Raw genomic sequence first — 17,250 nt, 5'->3', positions numbered from 1 at the left:
ACCTTTATTTTAATAAAAATTAATCATATAAGTTGACTTCTGCATTAATTTTTATAAAAAACAATCTATTTTTAAATACAATGAGCACACATTCTAATAAACAAACATAAAGACAGAGAAACCAAGCCTTTCTCTGCCACCACTCACCCATTAGAATCAAGCTTGACCGGTTGACCTCTCGATAATCCCCGTGGTCGAGCAGCCCGATACCATTGATAACATAAGACAATCACCAAGATCAAATCAACCGCATCCCCGCCATAATACATAATCATCGCACCGACTTCTGCATCTCGGGCAGCCACGCCAACTGGTGGATGGGCATAAATCCATTTTGATAAAATTCCATGACCTGCAAGTGAAAGAACCATCACAACTGCACGATAACCAAAGCTAAAACGGTGGGCCAAAGGTTCAATTTCAATCATCGAAATCGTAAAAACATAGCCAGCTAGAAAAACATGAATATGGATCAAAGAATAAAGAAGCGGATTCATATGCATCAAATCAAACAATGGAGTCGTATAAAGCACCCAAAGTCCCCCGATATTAAGCAGTGAGGCAACAATGGGATGGGTCACAGAGGTGAGAGGCCTCTTTCTCAAAAAAACAATCAACCTCCGTGCATATGAAACAGGCAAAGTTCTTAAAAGCAGGGTAACTGGTTTTCCAAAGGCGACCAGTAAGGGACCAAGCATCCCAAGCAGCAAATGCGCAATCATATGAATGGTAAAATTGGAATGTGCGAGATTTGCGACAGGGCCGACTAATGCGAAAGTAGAGAGTATGACCCCAACGATAAAAAATAACATTTGATGAAGCTTCCAGTTTTTTTGGCGGCGATATGAGAGCAAGACAGCCGTTATATATCCAACAGTAAAAAGGATTGCGATCACACCAAAGAAAATCTGTACTCCATGGTAGCTATGGTTAAACATCAACCGCATTCTCCTTTGCTTTCGGACGTTGCCGTGTTTGATAGAGCAGCACTGCACCACCCATAATCAATAACAGAGCAATCACGTTCCAAGTGAGATCATAGGGAAAAATATCAACCCCATAGCGGATTTGGTGCAAGCCCATCAGTTTATGCTGAATTGTCCCGTCGTATAACTGAAAGGCCCCAGCCCCGAGCAACACCCCACCAATCCACCTCTTTACCCACCAGGCCTTATGCCGCCGAAGGTCCGCAACCATAAACAATGCACCCACCGTCGCAAACCAGCTAAACGCATGGAAAAAACCATCCGATATTAACCCAATTTCCGTTGTCGAACGATCATAGAAATGATGCCAGTGTAAGAGTTGGTGAAAAATGGCCTCATCAATAAACGCAACCATTCCAATGCCAAACAAGATACCTGACCAATGATTCCGTTTAAACAGTTTATTTTTAAAATAACCTCTGTTTTGTGCAGACTTTGTAACTGAATGCATGACAGCGATCCCCTTTAAACTTGTTCTGTTTTGTATCCATTTTAACCTTCAATTCCCAATTCATACTATCGAGTGATCGACCGCTCTATTAAGTAGATCCTCATTATACAATAGATTTATAAACATAAGACAAACACTTGTAATATCGTAATAATCCCCCTTTTCAAACTTTTCGAAACATCCCTGTTCCATCCACTAGTACCTTTTTACCTAAAAAATTCCATGCAAGTTCCCAAGTTACCTACACGGTTATTGTTCAATAAAAGTGCATAAAGTTATGACAAAATGGCGAATAACCGTAATTTCATATTTTAAACATCTATCAAAGTAGTATGATAGGAATGCACAAGACATGTGTAACAAATCACAAACAACAGGAGATGAAAAACATGAAGAAAAAAGGTTGGATGAGTCTAATCTTACTAGGTATTTTCATGCTAGTTGTTGCTGGTTGTAGCTCAAATCAAGACACAGCGAGCAAGGAAGAGGCTGGAAAATTCACACCTGGAACATATGAAGGCGTTTCCACAGGCCATGGCGGGGAAATCAAAGCATCTGTAACCGTTTCGGCTGATAAAATTGAAAAAATTGAAATCACAGCAGACGGGGAAACAGGCAGCATCGGTGGCGGTGCAACCGAACAGTTGACAGAGGAAATCATTGCTACACAAAGCTTAGCTGTTGACGTCGTATCAGGTGCCAGCGAATCAAGTGCTGGGATTATCGAAGCGGTAACTTTAGCTTTAGAAAAAGCAGGAGCGGATATTGCAGCATTACAGGATCCAGCTAATAAAGTAGCCGTAGAAGCAGAGAAACAAGAAGATCTAAATGTTGATGTAGTTGTCGTCGGTTCAGGCGGTGCTGGAATGTCAGCAGCCGTTAAAGCGAAAGAAGCAGGAAAATCCGTTGTCGTATTAGAAAAAATGCCAATCGTTGGCGGAAATACAAACCGTGCAACAGGCGGGATGAACGTTGCTGGAACAGAATATCAAAAAGCACAAGGAATTACGGATTCAAAAGAAGTTTGGTATGCAGACACAATGAAAGGCGGAAAAAACATAAATGATCCAGCCTTACTCCAAACACTAGTAGATAATGCACCAGATGCTTTAACATGGATCAATGACATGGGTGCAGGATTAACAAAAGTAACTTTATCAGGTGGTCAAACGAACCCAAGAATTCACCATCCAGCTGATGGGTCACCAGTCGGCCCAGTTATTGTCGATGTACTTTCTAAGAGATTGAAAGAATTAGATGTTACGATCATGTTAAATACAACAGCAACAAAACTTATTGAAAAAGATGGTGCCGTTGTTGGAGTAGAAGCAACCGATAAAAATGGAAATCCATTTAATGTGAACGCAAAAGCCGTCATTTTAGCAACAGGTGGTTTCGGTGTGAATTATAAAATGGTCGAACAATATTGTCCAGAATTAAAAGGATTCTCAACAACAAACCACGATGGTGCGACAGGTGATGGAATTACAATGGCACAAGAAGTGGGTGCGGATTTAATGCAAATTGAACAAATCCAAATTCACCCAACAACAGATCCTGAAACAGGTTACCTTTTCACAGAAGGACTTCGTGGGGATGGAGCGATCCTTGTTAATAAAGAAGCCAAACGTTTTACAAATGAACTGTTAACTCGTGATGTTGTTTCCCAAAATATTTTAAAACAAACAGATAAAATAGCTTATTTAATTGTGAACCAAGAAATGGCTGATGAAAACAAATCATTACAAGGCTATATCGAAAATGGTTACGCAACAAAAGGGGAGGACATTGCGGCATTAGCAAAAGAAATCGGTCTTGACGCTGCAACACTTCAAGAAACACTGGAAAAATATGCAGGCTTTGTGAAAAATGACAAAGATGAAGAGTTTGAAAGAGCACACTTAACAGTAAGCCTTGAAGAAGGACCATATTATGCAATCCCTGTAACACCTGGGATTCATCACACAATGGGTGGCTTAAAAATTGATACACAAACACATGTATTAAACAAAGAAGGACAAGCAATCCAAGGACTTTATGCAGCTGGAGAAATTACAGGTGGAGTTCACGGTGGGAACCGTATTGGCGGAAATGCAGTTGCTGATATCATCGTATTCGGTCGCATCGCTGGTCAAACAGCCGCTGATGAATTAAAATAATTCGCAATAAAAAAGAGAGCCACTCAAGCTCTCTTTTTTATTGAAAAATTTCGTTCGACAACCTTTTAGAAATTCCCCCATAAAGTGAGATTTTTCAAGGATAAATCAATGGTTGGGAGGGATTCTATTCCTTTAATATGTTCTAAAAAGTAAAGAAATACCTTGATATCCTTCACGCATTGGAAAAAACTAACGGTTTGGAAATGGTTTTTGGAATGATATTTAATATAACCAATCAAAATGTGTTCATCGATAGAATCTAGATAATATAGGTCGGTTTCCTCGTAAATATAAGTAAATAGACGTTCAAAAGATGGCTCTAACCCTTGTGGAATGCGCATGTTCCCTCTTACCTTAAACTGATCTGCCAATAATTCATAACGCACCTTATTTTTTAAAGCGGACACTTAATCAACCTCTCCTAAAAGTTTTTGTCCACAGATTAGTACCCCAATATTCACCTTTAGTAACCTTCATGCAGATTATTTTTATCGTCGACAAGAAACAACAATTTGTTATGGACTTTTATATTAAAATAGAATTAAGTTAATATTCCACCATTTAATTACCATTTATTGGTAAATAGATGATAGAATAGATAGTATAACATAAGGATTACTTTTTAAATGGAAAATGTATTATTATTTATTCGAGTGATTTACATTGCTTTATAAATGAAGGAAATCTTATATAATAAATAATTGTGTGAAATGTTCCACCTAGAGTCGTCCTGATGAAAAAGTTTTTCAACACTACCATCATGCAATGAAAAAAGAATTAAAGGAGTATGGAACATGAAAGTAGATTTTGAAAAATTAGAGGAAAAAATTAATCAATTAAAATTAGAATTAATCCAAGTTGTAGAAGCAACTGGTTTGAATAGTTATGATGCCCTTTATTGCAGTCAAGAATTGGACAAACATATCACGATTTATCAACAATCCGTCTATCCTACTTTAAAAACGGCAACTAAATAGAATAAGAGGAGTTTAAATGAAAAAAACATCACGTAAATGGAACCAAATGATGATCTTACCCCTGCTTTTATTGTTGGTCCCTATACGGATAACCAATAATAAAAGCTCGTTTTCATTTAGAAGAAAACAGTTTCTGACTCTGACCCTATAACGTTCCATTTTTACATAAAAAGTTTCACCTGTATAAATAAACGCACAATGAATGGGATCCATCGTGATATCCGCCCACCCAAATAAAATGATCATGCATAAATTATACTGTGGAATCTTTTCCTTACCAAAATGATTTAGGAAGTGGTCGGCAAGTGGAACTGGATTTTACCGTATATATACGGCCTGACTCGTTCATTTTAGTCCCTGTACTAATTTTCCTCGGCATGTATTTGCGCCAAACCCCTAATATTCCCGTGTGGACCCATGTATGGATTCAATTAACCTTCGCCGTCTTTGCCTGTCTCTTATATTTTTCCTTTGAAATTCAATCGGTCGTCCAAGGAATCCTCGTTACAGGGACTGCTGTTATTTTCCGAGATATATTTGAAAATGCCACCAATGGCTTGCCCCTTTTTACAAAAGGAAGAAAAGAGGATGATTGACCCTATTTTTCATACTATTTCGAAAATATGTCGAATTATTATTTTAAGATAAATCGTTTTCATTTGATTCTTAGGTAAACCAATCAAAACTATTATAGTAATATGAAGTGAGAGTTTTGTAAATAGTTTTATTATTTACTTTTGTATTTTCACGCTTCCAAGGCTGTGGTACGCTCTAACTGTACGGATTACAAGGATTGCCGAAGAGGTGTATCAGAGTGGAAACGTTCGAGCCGAGTCAAAGTGAAAATGTCATGTTGTTGAAAATCATTCATTTACGAGATCGCTTAGGCGAAATCCATGCCCAAAGCGGACCCAATAGCTCCAAGTATATTGACCTCTCGATTCAATTGAACTTACTTGAAAAAGAATATATCGAAAAAAAAATCAAAACTTTCAAGGGAGTGAAGACAAGCTTCTTCATTACAAAAATCCCAAGAAGTTTTGAAAAATAAATGTCTAAGGAAAGAGCCGATCTTTCCTTTTTTTTTGTCTTGAAAAAGGAAGAATTAATAGGCCGATTTCCTAGTAAATGGGAATAGGTGCAATTAAGAGTGAATCTGGTGCAATTCATTCCCGATTTGGTGCAATTATGCTTCATTTTGGTGCAATTCCGTCTCAATCTGGTGCAATTCTCAAATAAACAACGTATTTAATCGTAGAAGTCCAATTATTTACCTGGGCAAATCTTAAAAAAATGAAAAAAGAGCCCAAAATGGACTCTTGTCACAACTACCAACGAAGAGCAATCAGCAATTGGCAACAATCACCTGCAAACTTTGAATTATCTAGAACGATTCGAATGCCCGTTGGGGTAAAAGTCGTTTCAATTTTAATGGTAACTCCTGTGGAACGAATCAACTGATTGACACGATCCTTTTTCGATTCTTGGGCCGCACTCATGAGCTCAGTCGCAAATTGCTTGTCATTTGCCATACGATTGATCAGTAAATCTGTTTGCTTAATCAGTCCCTGAAAACGCTGAACCGATTTCTCTAATTGCTCCGTATCCACTGGTGGAAATTGTCTTTGATCGTAATAAGGGACCGTCTGTTGATAATAAGGATACACGGGATAAGGACTAGGATAATAATACAAGGGAGTTCCTCCTTCATATTTATACATAAGCACCATATCCTATGCACCTTAGCTTGCCATCGTTCAAAAGCCTACAAAATGTCAGAATGCCTTTTATCCTCACAACTAATCACCTGATGCTGCAATCAGCATAAATCATAAGTTTATCAAAGGTTAACAAAAAAGGTAACTTTGTATGAAAAGTTACCTCGAATGACCGGCTCCTGTCCCGATTTCGATTCTTCGTTTTCTTTTTTCTAAAACGAGTGCCTCAAGCGTTCCTGACCCCATAAGCACACCTGAAACGATGAAAACTAAGCCGATGTAATGAGCCAGAACAATCGCTTCATTAAGAAACAAAGCTGCTCCAACGACAGAGAAGAATGTATTTAAATTAAGAAAAATGGATGCCTCAGCAGCTCCAACTTGGCCGATAGAGTAATTATAAATCATATGTCCCAACCCCGTTGACAGTACGGCGGAAAGCAAGAAAATACCTATGAGAGAAGGGGAAATGCTATTAACGAGTGAAGTTAATCCGGTCGGTTCCATTCCAAGACTAAGGATAAAAAGAATAATTGAACCGAACAATAGCATATAGCCGGTTAACAACCGTGGATCCATTGTTTTTACAGCCTTATTAATTAAAATAAAACTCAACGCCTGTGAAAGGATAGACAGAAAGACTTCCACATCCCCGATATTTATCCCTTGTAATTGTCCACTTCCAAATAAAACAGTAATACTAACCCCGACACTACCAACAATAAAACCTAGCCCTGTAATAAGAGTAGGTTTCTTTTTTAAAAAAATCATGGAGAGAAGTACTGTTAACAAAGGTCCCATTCCGAGAATCAGACCGGCATTTGTTGCCGATGTGTGTGATAAGCCAGTTGATAAGAAATAATGGTGAAGGGCTACACTTGTAAAGGTTCCTCCAATAATGTAGATCAGTTCATTTTTGCGAGGAAGGCGAACTTGCCGCATAAAACTCAATACGACAAAAACTGTAAGTGCAGCCGTAAAAATCCGAAACGATGTGATCGTTACAGGAGGCACAGCCTCAACTAAAATTTTCACAAATGACACATTAAACCCCCATGCCACCATCAGTCCCATTAACAAAAGATAAACTCTCTTCACACTCATCCCACGGTCAACACCCTTCAAGATATCATAAGAGCAATTGTATCACCTTTTGAATTGTCTGAAAACAAATTGGCGTTGGGGAATTGCATACTTAGGGGACCCTCGAGAACTTTGGAAAACGCGGTTTAGTAGTCTGATGGATAGATCCGAAGTAGTCCTAGGTTAAAAATAGGAGAATTAGGGGAAATAGATCGTACTATTTTTAATAACATCAATAACTGAGGGGAATCCTGAAGTTTGGTAGTTTTATGTTTGAATAGCACCAAAGACAGCGAGGAACCTTGAAATATGGTAGTACTACTGTTAAAACTTGGTAGTCCAAGAGAATTATCGTTGTGTTCGAAGTTAATCAGCTTCAAACAGCATAGGTTAGAAAACGTAAAAGAAGGGTTCGAAGTCGGTTCAGCTTAAGACAGCACGAGTAAGAAGATAAGGATAATAGTCCGGAGTTATCAACTTCGGACTATTAATTGACAGGTGCCAGATTTATCAAGAAAACTGTAACTTAATCCAAGTAAACTTGTTTCCCTTTCCTCTTTGGAACTGTAATTCGCAGCAGTCCATTTTCATAAGAGGCTTTTACTTGGTTTACGTTGATTGGCTGTGGGAATGGAATCGTTTGGCTTGATTTTCCCCATGACTGTTGTTTGCTGAATATCTCTCCTTTGTCATTTTCTGTAATGATTTGCTCCTCGGTTTGTACGCTAATCGTTAAGTAGCGTTCCAATACATCGATATTAATTTGTTCTTTCTTCACCCCAGGTAGTTCGGCCATCAAAACATATTCAGAATCAGTTTCAGATGTCTTGACATGGAAAGAGGATTGGAAGGGAAATGGTTTATTAAATAACTGATCGATGGATTGCAAAAAACCCTTCACTGGCTTTTCATTAAAAAAGGCATCAAGTGGCTTCATTAATTCGGAAAAAGGATCCTTTCTTTTAGGATCGTGATTCATCACAGGATTCCACCTTTCTTCAGTAAAATGATTCATTATAATTTATGAAATTAGGATATAGAAGTTCCTGATATAAACAGGGGTGAAATTGTCATGCACTCAGACATATTTCCTCGAAACAAGGGGAAATAACTCATAATTTCCCGGGAAAAGATCCGGGAAATTGTCGAAATAGGGGGCGTCACAGTGACCCCCCGATTTGAATAAAAGGATATAATCAAAGCATCCTAAAAAGAGGGTTCTTTCTAGCGACAGAGCAAAATCCTTTATTTAAAGCTCCATTCTCTATAATATAATGTTGAATAATTTGATAAGGGGAGAAAGCTATAATGCAAATTACAGACACAGCAAGGGATGAATTAATCTCTTTGATTCAGTCAGAGAAGCTTCCTGGAATTCGTCTTCATTTTAAAGGATTTGGTTGAGGCGGTCCCAACTTTGGAGTGTCTCTGGACGAGCCTCAAGCAGGGGATCATGTTGAAACCATTAACGGAATTCAAGTAGCGATGGATGCGACAATGGTAAGTTGGACAGGAGAATTAGTCCTTGATTATAAAAAGGAACGTGGCAATTTCGCCTTTTTAAGCGGAAGCAGCTGCTAGGCCTTTAGAAAAAGAACCCGGCTCCATTAGGAAACCGGGTTCATTGCTATTCTTTCCGAAAAGGCAAGCCTTTCATAATGCTTATAAAGAGATTGGAATTTACCCGTGTATTGCTTATGCCACGGTTTTCGTTTTCCACAGAAATGAATAATTGACGTGTGATGGATAATGTAATCCATATCGTATAACCCATCACTAGCGAGTTTATAAAAATGGAAAAAACGAGGATCATAATTATAGAGGACTTCATCAACCTGCTTTATTTTCTTGGAATAAAGAGCATTAAGGATATCTTGATCAGGTAAGATAAGCCGCTTTTTATTTTTCGCTACAAAGTCAAAGATTTCCCCAACCTCGATTTCTTTCCGATGTGAAGTTAAATTCATCAAAAGTACACCTGAATTAAAGTAAGCATCAATTTCGTATGGCCATAGGCGAAGACGGTTGATTTCTTTTACAGAAACCCGGTCATGATAGGCAGCCGCATACATATACTCGCTAATATCCATGTCATAAAGGGATCGGATCTCATTAATAATCAGGATATCCGGGTCTAGATATAATATTTTTTCTAAATGGGAAGGTAGAAATTGAAAGGCGAGTAGACGGTAATACATCTCTCTTGAATAATGTTTAATAATCGGAGCATCTTTAAAATAATCATTTGAAATCTTTATAACAAAGAGTTCATGGCCTTCTTCATGAATAAAATTCTGTAACTCTGTAATCTCTTCATCCTTAATGCGTGAGTGTAATAAATAAATGTCAAAATGCTCTCCTTGATGATTGAAAAATAAAGACTTCAACATCACACGAAGAGGCTTCAAATAGTGCGAATCCAATGTGACAAGTATGTTCATTCTAAATAAATTTTTTCCTCCTCAAACCCTTTGCTCTAATTTTAGCCTTTATTATAATGAAACGCTAATCATAACCTGACTGTGATGTTGAAGTAAAAAACGTTATAATCAATTTTATCAGGCTTAACGGACAGTTAAACATAGACTAAATACACCTACAGCAACGTCCGTGTGATCAGAAAGCGTGGCCTAAAGCTCTCCAACAGTGGGGTGCAGGAAACCCCACTGATGGAAGTTTCACTTTTATATGAATAGAAAAAGGAGTTGTTTCGATGATTTTAGTAGTCGGTGGAGCCGGTTATATCGGCAGCCATTTAGTTAAAGAGTTAGTCAAAGATAGAGAGGTCGTTGTTCTTGATAACTTATCAACTGGACATAAATGGGCGATTGATGAAAAAGCAATTTTTGTTCAGGGCGATTTGGGCAATGAGAGTGATTTAGAAAAAGTATTTTCAACCTACCCAATCAAAGCAGTTATGCACTTTGCGGCCAACAGTTTGGTGGGGGAATCAGTTGTAGATCCAATGAAGTATTATGAAAATAATGTATCTGCCACGTTAACTTTGTTGAAAGCGATGAAAAAATATGGAGTAGAAAATTTTATTTTTTCCTCAACAGCTGCTACATATGGCATCCCAGAGGTAGACATCATTACCGAGGAAACACCGACCCATCCGATCAATCCATATGGACGTTCGAAATTAATGGTCGAACAAGTATTAGCAGACTATGCTAAGGCTTATGGATTGCATTATGTCGTACTTCGGTATTTCAACGCAGCTGGTGCCTTTGAAACTGCGGAAATCGGGGAGGACCACAATCCAGAAACACATCTCATCCCAATCATTTTGCAGCATCTATTAGGTCAACGGGAAAGTATTGCTGTATTTGGTAGTGATTATCCCACACCCGATGGCACATGTATTCGTGATTACATCCATGTGACCGATTTAGCCACCGCTCATATTTTAGCCTTAGAGGCATTGCTTTCCGGGAAAAAAGAAACCGCGACTTACAACCTTGGAAACGGGCTAGGTTATTCTGTCAAAGAAGTCATTGAAACATGTGAGAAGGTAACCGGTAAAAAGGCGAATGCCATTATGTCCGACCGCCGCGAAGGCGACCCGGCACAACTCGTCGCATCATCGGATAAAATCTACCGCGAACTAGGCTGGAAAGCCCAATACAACTTAGAAGACATCATCTCAAGTGCCTGGAAATGGCATTCGAAATAATAGGGGATAATTCGGGTCGTCACAGTGACTTGGTCGGTGATCTGGCCAAAAAGAAAAGAAGCTGATATCCAATACCAGCTTCTTTTCTCGTCTTATGAACTTATCTACAAACAGTTATTGCACATTTTCCATTTTTGAAGCTTCTTCTACTTGCTTTAACTCATCATGGGTGCTGTATTTAGATAGTGGAACGCCAATTCGGTAGGCTGAACGACTGATGACAAGCGATGATACGGGTGCTGTGATGAAGATGAATAGAATGGCTAATAGTATTTTAGCATTCATGATTCCTGAGCCGGCGAAATAGATAAAAGCGGCAAACATTAAAGACATGACGCCAAGAGTCGCACTTTTTCCAGCCGCATGTGCACGTCCGTATACATCAGGAAGTCGTATTAACCCGATTGAGCTCAAGAGAGTTAAAAATCCACCAATAATCAAAAGTATGCTTACAATCCACTCATTCACGATCAAACACCATCCCTTTTTCAATAAATTTTGATAGTGCGATAGTGCCGATAAACGAAAGAATACTTAGTACGAGCACCACGTCAGAGTATGCAATGCTGTTTTGAAAAATCATCACAACTCCAATAAATCCAATAAGCTGAACACCAAACGCATCGAGAGCCAATACTCGATCCGGCAGGGTAGGGCCGATGATGGTTCGGATAAAGCAAGCAAAAAGAGAAACACCAAGCATAATTAAAACAATGTGAACGACGGTATCAAGCACTATTTCGTCACCTCCATAATGGCACGTTCAAACGTATTGTGGATTTGAGCAATCATTTCTTCGCGATCCTCGATATGAATGGAATGAATGTAAATAATTTTACTATCGTCTGAAAAGTCCATCGATATCGTACCAGGTGTTAAAGAGATCAGGGAAGCTAATAACGTAATTTCAAACTTTGTATTAAGATTCGTTGGAACCGCCACAATCCCTGGAGTATAATTACTCAAATTTGGATTTAGAACAATTTTAATCACATCAATATTGGCAACCACGAGTTCTTTAAGGAAAAGAAACAGAAGCTTAATTATGGCCCAGACACGAATAAAATAGAAATCAAAAACTAAAAAGCGACGTAGGATATAAAGCAGCAATAGTCCGTTTGCATAGCCAAAGAAAAAACTGGATAAACTATAATTGTTTTGTAAAAACGTCCAAATGACGGCAAGTGCGATATTGATTAATATTTGATAAGCCAATGGCATCTACTCCTTAAGAACAGATTCAATATAAACCGATGGATCTAAGACTTGTTCGGCAACCACCATGGAATATTGGAAAGCAGGCTCAGCTCCAAATCCAAGAATAATGGTTAACGCAACAAGTGGGATAATCGGCAATAGTAATTTTCCAACAGGTAATTTAGCTTGCTCTTCTGAATGTTTCTGTTTTCCCCAAAAGGCATAGCTGAAAATCTTCATCATGGAAAATAAAGTTAATAGTCCAACGACCAGCGCGACACCGGATATTACATACTGTCCTTCTTGGAAACCAGCTAAGATAATTGGAAACTTACTAAAGAATCCGCTAAAAGGTGGAATTCCAGCAAGGGAGATCGCGGTGATAAAGAACATCCATGCGAGCAAAGGGTGTGTTTTAAGCAATCCGCCCATTTGTCTCAAGTCGTTGGTACCTGTAATTCTTTGCGCCACTCCAGCGTATAAAAACAGCGCAGTTTTAACAATCATATGGTGGGCAATATAATAAATCGCTCCAGCTACCGCTAACGGTGTGAAAATTCCAAGTCCCATCACCATATAACCAACCTGACTGATAATATGGTAAGAAAGAATTCGCTTAAAGTTAAATTGCGAAACTGCACCTAATACGCCAAGAAGCATGGTTAGACCTGCAAGTAACGTAATAATCCCTTTATGTGTAAAATCAGATTCATGATTGAAGATCAACGTAAACATTCGAATGAGGGCATAAATTCCAACTTTTGTTAACAGTCCGCCAAATAAAGCAGCGATTGCTGCAGGTGGTCCATAATAGGAACGAGGCAGCCAGAAATAAAGAGGGAATAAGGCCCCTTTCATGCCAAACACAACCATAAACAGGATGGCGATTACATTTAAAATACCCGTTTGTTCAAGCTCAGCAACCCTTTGGGCAATATGAGCCATATTTAGTGTTCCAGTTACGGAATAAAGTAAAGCAACAGCAATAACAAATAGAGCAGATGCAAATACGTTAATAATCACATACTTAAACGATTCTCGAAGCTGTAAGGCTGTACCTCCATGAGCAATCAGCGCATAGGAAGCCATGAGCATTACTTCGAAAAATACAAATAAGTTAAAAATATCCCCTGTTAAAAACGAACCATTTACTCCTGTTAAAAGGAAGAAATAAAAGGGATAGAAATAAAACTTTTCTCGCTGAGGAGAAATTGTTTTAAAAGCAAAGAATAGACAGGCCGTACTAATAATACTTGTTAATAGCAGCATAAGTGTTGCTAATAAGTCAGCAACAAGGACAATGCCAAACGGTGCCGGCCAATTTCCAGCCTCTAAAACAAGGGTATTATTTGGATAGACCAAAAATGCTAAGTAGATCGAAAGCACAAGTAAACCAACGCCAGCTATTCCACTAATAACCCTTTGCACCCGATGGTTTTTCGAAAAAAATATTAATAAGGCTCCGATTATAAAAGGAATGATAATCGGAAGAATGACTATGTTATTCATCAGCAGAACCCCTTAATTGTTCTAAGTCGTCTGTTTTATATACTTTATAGGTTCGATAAGCCAGAACAAGTAATAATGAAGTTACCCCGAAACTGATGACAATTGCCGTTAAAACAAGGGCCTGCGGCAACGGATCCGTATAGGCTTCTGCTCCTGAACTTAATAGCGGTGCAGCTCCCCTTTGTAATCCAGACATCGTCATCAATAACAAATGGACTCCATGTGATAAAAGCAACGTGCCGAAGATGACACGTAATAGACTTTTGGACAAAAATAAATAGATACTAACGGTAAAAACAATACCGATCATGACTGACATTAATATTTCCATTACTTTTCATCCTCCGCAATCGTTAAAATGATCGTTAAGGCGATTCCAATAACAACGAGATAGACCCCAAGATCAAAGCCTAATGCTGTCGTAAGTTCCACTTCCCCAAAAATCGGAAATTGAAAATAATCAAAGAAATGGGTTAAAAAAGGAAAACCGAAAAGCATCGTAGAAACCCCAGTACCAACAGCTAGTAGTAATCCGATCCCGATTAAATGGGTAAAATTAAACGGAATCGCTTTTTTGATTTTTTTCATATCAAAGGATAAATATAAAAGTAATAACGCACTAGCGGTCATGAGTCCGCCAATAAAACCACCGCCAGGGTTATTATGCCCCGCCAAGAAAAGATAAACGGAAAAGGCGAGAATGATCAGTGTCACAATTCTTGTAATTGTTTGGATCATCATATTGTTGTTCGGTTTCATTTGCTTCATACATCCTCATCCCCTTTCATGCGAAGTTTAATGAAGGCAACAACAGCAAGAGCCGCAATCCCTAACACGAGGATTTCAAGCATCGTATCCAATCCGCGGAAATCGACGAGAATGACGTTAACAATGTTATAGCCTCCAGCCAGTACTTTCGAATTTTCAATGAAATATTCTGAAATACTTGCAAACCCGGCATCAGAGCCTAATGCATAAGCACTTAAGGAAATCAGGGTAATGATCGCTCCACCGGCAATAGAAATAAGCAAATGAACGACATTAAAACGAGCCTTGATCTTTTCCTTTCTTAGCTTTGGTAAATGGTAGAAAATCAGCATAAACAAGACAACGGATACCGTTTCAACAAGCAACTGGGTTAGAGCCAAATCTGGTGCTCGGAAAAGAACAAACATCAGGGAGACCAAGAAACCTGCAACACCGACAACGATAATCGCTGTAATTCGGTTGTTAATAAACGGTACAGAAATCACCGCTGCAATAAAAATAAGCGAAACAATCCACATAAATGGCTCAATCGGCGATAAATTTGTTGTATTGATCGCAAAAGCATCAAAGCGAACGAGTGTATAGACTAAAATGAGAATCATGAAGGCGATCATATAAATAAAGTAGTCGCGAAGCCTTCCAGTCATTTGTAAACGGGTGATGAATTGTGATCCTTTAATGAGGCCATCATAACCGCCATCATATGCATAGTTAAATAAATCCCGCTCCTTTTGATAAAAGGAGGTCTTTGACCATTTTTTCATACTCTTATAAATCAAGGTTCCGAATACGATGACCCCAATCGTCATGAATAGTTCTAATGTAGGTCCATGCCAATGATAGATATGGAAATTTAACGGTTGACCAGCCTCAAAAATTCCTGGCAGAATTGCCGTTATTGCTGGTTCAAGGATGGAATTAGTTAAAAGGTTCGGGAACAATCCAAATAGTACGACAAGCAAACCAAGAATGATAGGACTAATCAGCATTCCGATAGGTGCTTCATGTACGTGTTTAACTGACAGTTTTTCCGGTTGAAATTTGCCAGTGAACGTTTTAAAGAAAAGAATCGCACAGTAGACAAAGGTAAAGATGCTTGCAATCCAAGCAATAACCGGAAGAAGAATCCCCCATGTTTGTAAATTGAAAAATTCAAATTTAGTTACATTAACCATGGCAATTAAGAACAATTCTTTACTCAAGAATCCATTAAATGGCGGCAACCCAGCCATCGATGCTAAACCAACTAAGGAAATCGTTGCTGTGATTGGCATGATCGTTAAAAGTCCGCCAAGCTTACGAATATCCCGCGTACCTGTTTCATGATCAATAATTCCCACCGTCATAAATAAGCTACCTTTGAAGGTGGCATGGTTGATTAAGTGAAAGACGGCTGCCAAAATGGCGGTTGTGTACATTGCATTGTCACTATCTCCAAAATAATAAGCGGCAGAACCAACGCCAAGTAAACTCATAATCATCCCAAGTTGACTCACCGTTGAAAAAGCTAAGATGGATTTTAAATCTTTTTGACGGACAGCAGAGACAGATCCCCAAATCAAGGTGATGATTCCTGCGAGTGAAACCGTCCAAAACCATTCAGGTGTTCCGCCAAATACTCCCGTGAGACGAGCGACTAAATAGATTCCCGCTTTAACCATCGTAGCCGAATGCAAATACGCACTAACAGGTGTAGGAGCTTCCATCGCATCCGGCAACCAAATATGGAACGGAAATTGTGCTGATTTTGTAAATGCCCCAAGCAGGACCAAAATCATCGCTGGTAATAAGAGAGGACTTGCAAGAACAAGATCCGCATTGGCAATAATTTCTCGAATACTAAACGTACCTGTAATCACATGCAGTAAAGAAAAGCCTCCAAGCATGGATAGTCCACCAAATACGGTAATGAACATTGATTTCTGAGCACCATAAATCGATTTTTCGCGCTCAAACCAGTAACTAATTAATAAAGCTGAAGCAACACTTGTGATTTCCCAAAAGACATAGATAACAATTAAATTTTCCGATAAAACGACTCCGAGCATCGCGCCCATAAATAATAGAAGGTAAACATAGAAATTATTTAGCTTTTCCTTTGTTTTTGATAAATAGTAAATCGAATAAAGAACGACTAACGTTCCGATCCCCGTAATGAGCAAGGCAAATAATAAGCTTAACCCATCCACATAAAGATCGAAGTTAATGCCCAATGAAGGCACCCAATTCATCTTCTGTTGAATCACATTACCTGAGGATGTATCAGGTAAGAAGGTAAGGAAATAGATAAATAAGACCAAAGGCAAGATGAGTACAAACCAGCCCGTATGCATTTTTCTTATATATCTATATAAAAAGGGAATGATAATGGCAAATATAAAGGGGGAAACCACAGCCCAATGTAATAACGTCAAGGAACCAACCTCCTTTTTTTATTTAAAAAAGTGTTTATTATATAGATGTAACTTTCTCTTTCGATAAAGGTCTTATTCCTTAATAGTTAGTGTAAAAATAAAGCAAAGTTCATATTGTTAATAACTCCTTTCGAATTAATTTTTGATGAATTCATAATATTCAACCATCAAGTGAAAACAAAAAGGAGCCTGCTACCAAAGGGCACACAATCCCCTTGGTGACAGACTCCTCCAAAAAACAAGTTTAATATTAAGTTAATGATATTAAAACATAGATTAAATGAAATATCAACCCGTGGATTTCAGCTCGAT

20 protein-coding genes are annotated in these 17,250 nt (G+C 38.4%); 6 read left to right on the top strand and 14 right to left on the bottom strand.

What is annotated here, in order from left to right:
- Positions 1-143: 143 nt before the first annotated feature.
- On the bottom strand, positions 144-938 hold the full coding sequence (locus tag R4Z10_RS18355; protein ID WP_338470725.1) for a cytochrome c oxidase assembly protein: 795 nt from the start codon (positions 936-938) through the stop codon (positions 144-146).
- A complete protein-coding gene (locus R4Z10_RS18350; protein ID WP_338470724.1) occupies positions 931-1,437 on the bottom strand; it encodes a DUF2243 domain-containing protein in 507 nt (168 codons plus the stop codon). Before R4Z10_RS18350 ends, R4Z10_RS18355 begins: the two co-directional genes overlap by 8 nt.
- A 389-nt stretch (positions 1,438-1,826) precedes the next feature.
- Between R4Z10_RS18350 and R4Z10_RS18345 the strand changes: the two genes are divergently transcribed.
- On the top strand, positions 1,827-3,596 hold the full coding sequence (locus R4Z10_RS18345; protein ID WP_338470723.1) for a flavocytochrome c: 1,770 nt from the start codon (positions 1,827-1,829) through the stop codon (positions 3,594-3,596).
- Between the two features lie 65 nt (positions 3,597-3,661).
- On the opposite strand, the gene R4Z10_RS18340 is transcribed toward R4Z10_RS18345, so the two are convergent.
- Positions 3,662-4,003, bottom strand: a complete 342-nt coding sequence (locus R4Z10_RS18340) for a hypothetical protein (protein ID WP_338470722.1) — start codon at positions 4,001-4,003, stop codon at positions 3,662-3,664.
- Between the two features lie 387 nt (positions 4,004-4,390).
- Here R4Z10_RS18340 and R4Z10_RS18335 point away from each other — a divergent pair, with 387 nt between their 5' ends.
- The 3 genes from R4Z10_RS18335 (at position 4,391) to R4Z10_RS18325 (ending at position 5,624) form a co-directional block, all read left to right on the top strand.
- Positions 4,391-4,573: an aspartyl-phosphate phosphatase Spo0E family protein gene (locus R4Z10_RS18335; RefSeq protein ID WP_338470721.1), complete on the top strand. Its 183-nt coding sequence runs from the start codon at positions 4,391-4,393 to the stop codon at positions 4,571-4,573.
- Positions 4,574-4,878: 305 nt separating this feature from the next.
- Positions 4,879-5,169, top strand: coding sequence for a phage holin family protein (locus R4Z10_RS18330; RefSeq protein WP_338470720.1), 291 nt, complete (start codon positions 4,879-4,881; stop codon positions 5,167-5,169).
- 218 nt (positions 5,170-5,387) lie between these two features.
- Positions 5,388-5,624, top strand: a complete 237-nt coding sequence (locus R4Z10_RS18325) for a hypothetical protein (protein ID WP_338470719.1) — start codon at positions 5,388-5,390, stop codon at positions 5,622-5,624.
- 277 nt (positions 5,625-5,901) lie between these two features.
- Here R4Z10_RS18325 and R4Z10_RS18320 read toward each other — a convergent pair whose 3' ends face one another.
- From R4Z10_RS18320 to R4Z10_RS18310, 3 genes are all read right to left on the bottom strand, one after another.
- Positions 5,902-6,267 carry a hypothetical protein gene (locus tag R4Z10_RS18320; RefSeq protein WP_338470718.1) on the bottom strand — a complete coding sequence of 122 codons (366 nt, stop codon included), beginning with the start codon at positions 6,265-6,267 and terminating at the stop codon, positions 5,902-5,904.
- Positions 6,268-6,450: 183 nt separating this feature from the next.
- Entirely contained in the window at positions 6,451-7,395 is a 945-nt protein-coding gene (locus R4Z10_RS18315) for a DMT family transporter (RefSeq protein ID WP_338470717.1), read from the bottom strand.
- 505 nt (positions 7,396-7,900) lie between these two features.
- Positions 7,901-8,353, bottom strand: coding sequence for an Hsp20/alpha crystallin family protein (locus R4Z10_RS18310; protein WP_338470716.1), 453 nt, complete (start codon positions 8,351-8,353; stop codon positions 7,901-7,903).
- A gap of 443 nt (positions 8,354-8,796) precedes the next feature.
- Here R4Z10_RS18310 and R4Z10_RS18305 point away from each other — a divergent pair, with 443 nt between their 5' ends.
- A complete protein-coding gene (locus R4Z10_RS18305) occupies positions 8,797-8,955 on the top strand; it encodes a hypothetical protein (protein WP_338470715.1) in 159 nt (52 codons plus the stop codon).
- A gap of 26 nt (positions 8,956-8,981) precedes the next feature.
- Here R4Z10_RS18305 and R4Z10_RS18300 read toward each other — a convergent pair whose 3' ends face one another.
- A complete protein-coding gene (locus R4Z10_RS18300) occupies positions 8,982-9,815 on the bottom strand; it encodes a glycosyltransferase family 8 protein (protein WP_338470714.1) in 834 nt (277 codons plus the stop codon).
- Between the two features lie 272 nt (positions 9,816-10,087).
- On the opposite strand from R4Z10_RS18300, the gene galE reads away from it, so the two are divergent.
- Positions 10,088-11,050, top strand: a complete 963-nt coding sequence (gene galE / locus R4Z10_RS18295) for a UDP-glucose 4-epimerase GalE (protein ID WP_338470713.1) — start codon at positions 10,088-10,090, stop codon at positions 11,048-11,050.
- 114 nt (positions 11,051-11,164) lie between these two features.
- Here galE and mnhG read toward each other — a convergent pair whose 3' ends face one another.
- The 7 genes from mnhG to R4Z10_RS18260 are packed head-to-tail and all read right to left on the bottom strand — an operon-like array spanning position 11,165 to position 16,938.
- Complete coding sequence (mnhG, locus tag R4Z10_RS18290) at positions 11,165-11,518, bottom strand: monovalent cation/H(+) antiporter subunit G (RefSeq protein ID WP_338470712.1); 354 nt, start codon at positions 11,516-11,518, stop codon at positions 11,165-11,167.
- Positions 11,511-11,786, bottom strand: coding sequence for a Na(+)/H(+) antiporter subunit F1 (locus R4Z10_RS18285; protein WP_338470711.1), 276 nt, complete (start codon positions 11,784-11,786; stop codon positions 11,511-11,513). Before R4Z10_RS18285 ends, mnhG begins: the two co-directional genes overlap by 8 nt.
- Positions 11,786-12,265 (bottom strand): Na+/H+ antiporter subunit E, encoded by a 480-nt coding sequence (locus tag R4Z10_RS18280; protein WP_338470710.1) that lies wholly within the window; start codon positions 12,263-12,265, stop codon positions 11,786-11,788. Before R4Z10_RS18280 ends, R4Z10_RS18285 begins: the two co-directional genes overlap by 1 nt.
- Before the next feature lie 6 nt (positions 12,266-12,271).
- The gene (locus R4Z10_RS18275) at positions 12,272-13,756 is read right to left on the bottom strand and encodes a Na+/H+ antiporter subunit D (RefSeq protein WP_338470709.1); all 1,485 of its coding nucleotides are present in this window, start codon (positions 13,754-13,756) and stop codon (positions 12,272-12,274) included.
- Complete coding sequence (locus tag R4Z10_RS18270) at positions 13,749-14,087, bottom strand: Na(+)/H(+) antiporter subunit C (RefSeq protein ID WP_338470708.1); 339 nt, start codon at positions 14,085-14,087, stop codon at positions 13,749-13,751. Before R4Z10_RS18270 ends, R4Z10_RS18275 begins: the two co-directional genes overlap by 8 nt.
- Complete coding sequence (locus R4Z10_RS18265; protein WP_338470707.1) at positions 14,087-14,524, bottom strand: Na(+)/H(+) antiporter subunit B; 438 nt, start codon at positions 14,522-14,524, stop codon at positions 14,087-14,089. The genes R4Z10_RS18270 and R4Z10_RS18265 overlap by 1 nt, the downstream gene beginning before the upstream one ends.
- The gene (locus tag R4Z10_RS18260; protein ID WP_338470706.1) at positions 14,521-16,938 is read right to left on the bottom strand and encodes a Na+/H+ antiporter subunit A; all 2,418 of its coding nucleotides are present in this window, start codon (positions 16,936-16,938) and stop codon (positions 14,521-14,523) included. The genes R4Z10_RS18265 and R4Z10_RS18260 overlap by 4 nt, the downstream gene beginning before the upstream one ends.
- Positions 16,939-17,250 lie beyond the last annotated feature (312 nt).

The sequence above is a fragment of the Niallia sp. XMNu-256 genome, from assembly GCF_036670015.1.
In the GTDB taxonomy this organism is placed as follows: domain Bacteria; phylum Bacillota; class Bacilli; order Bacillales; family Cytobacillaceae; genus Bacillus_BD.
Note: the sequence above shows the minus strand (reverse complement) of the source record. Positions and strands in the feature narration are given on the sequence as shown.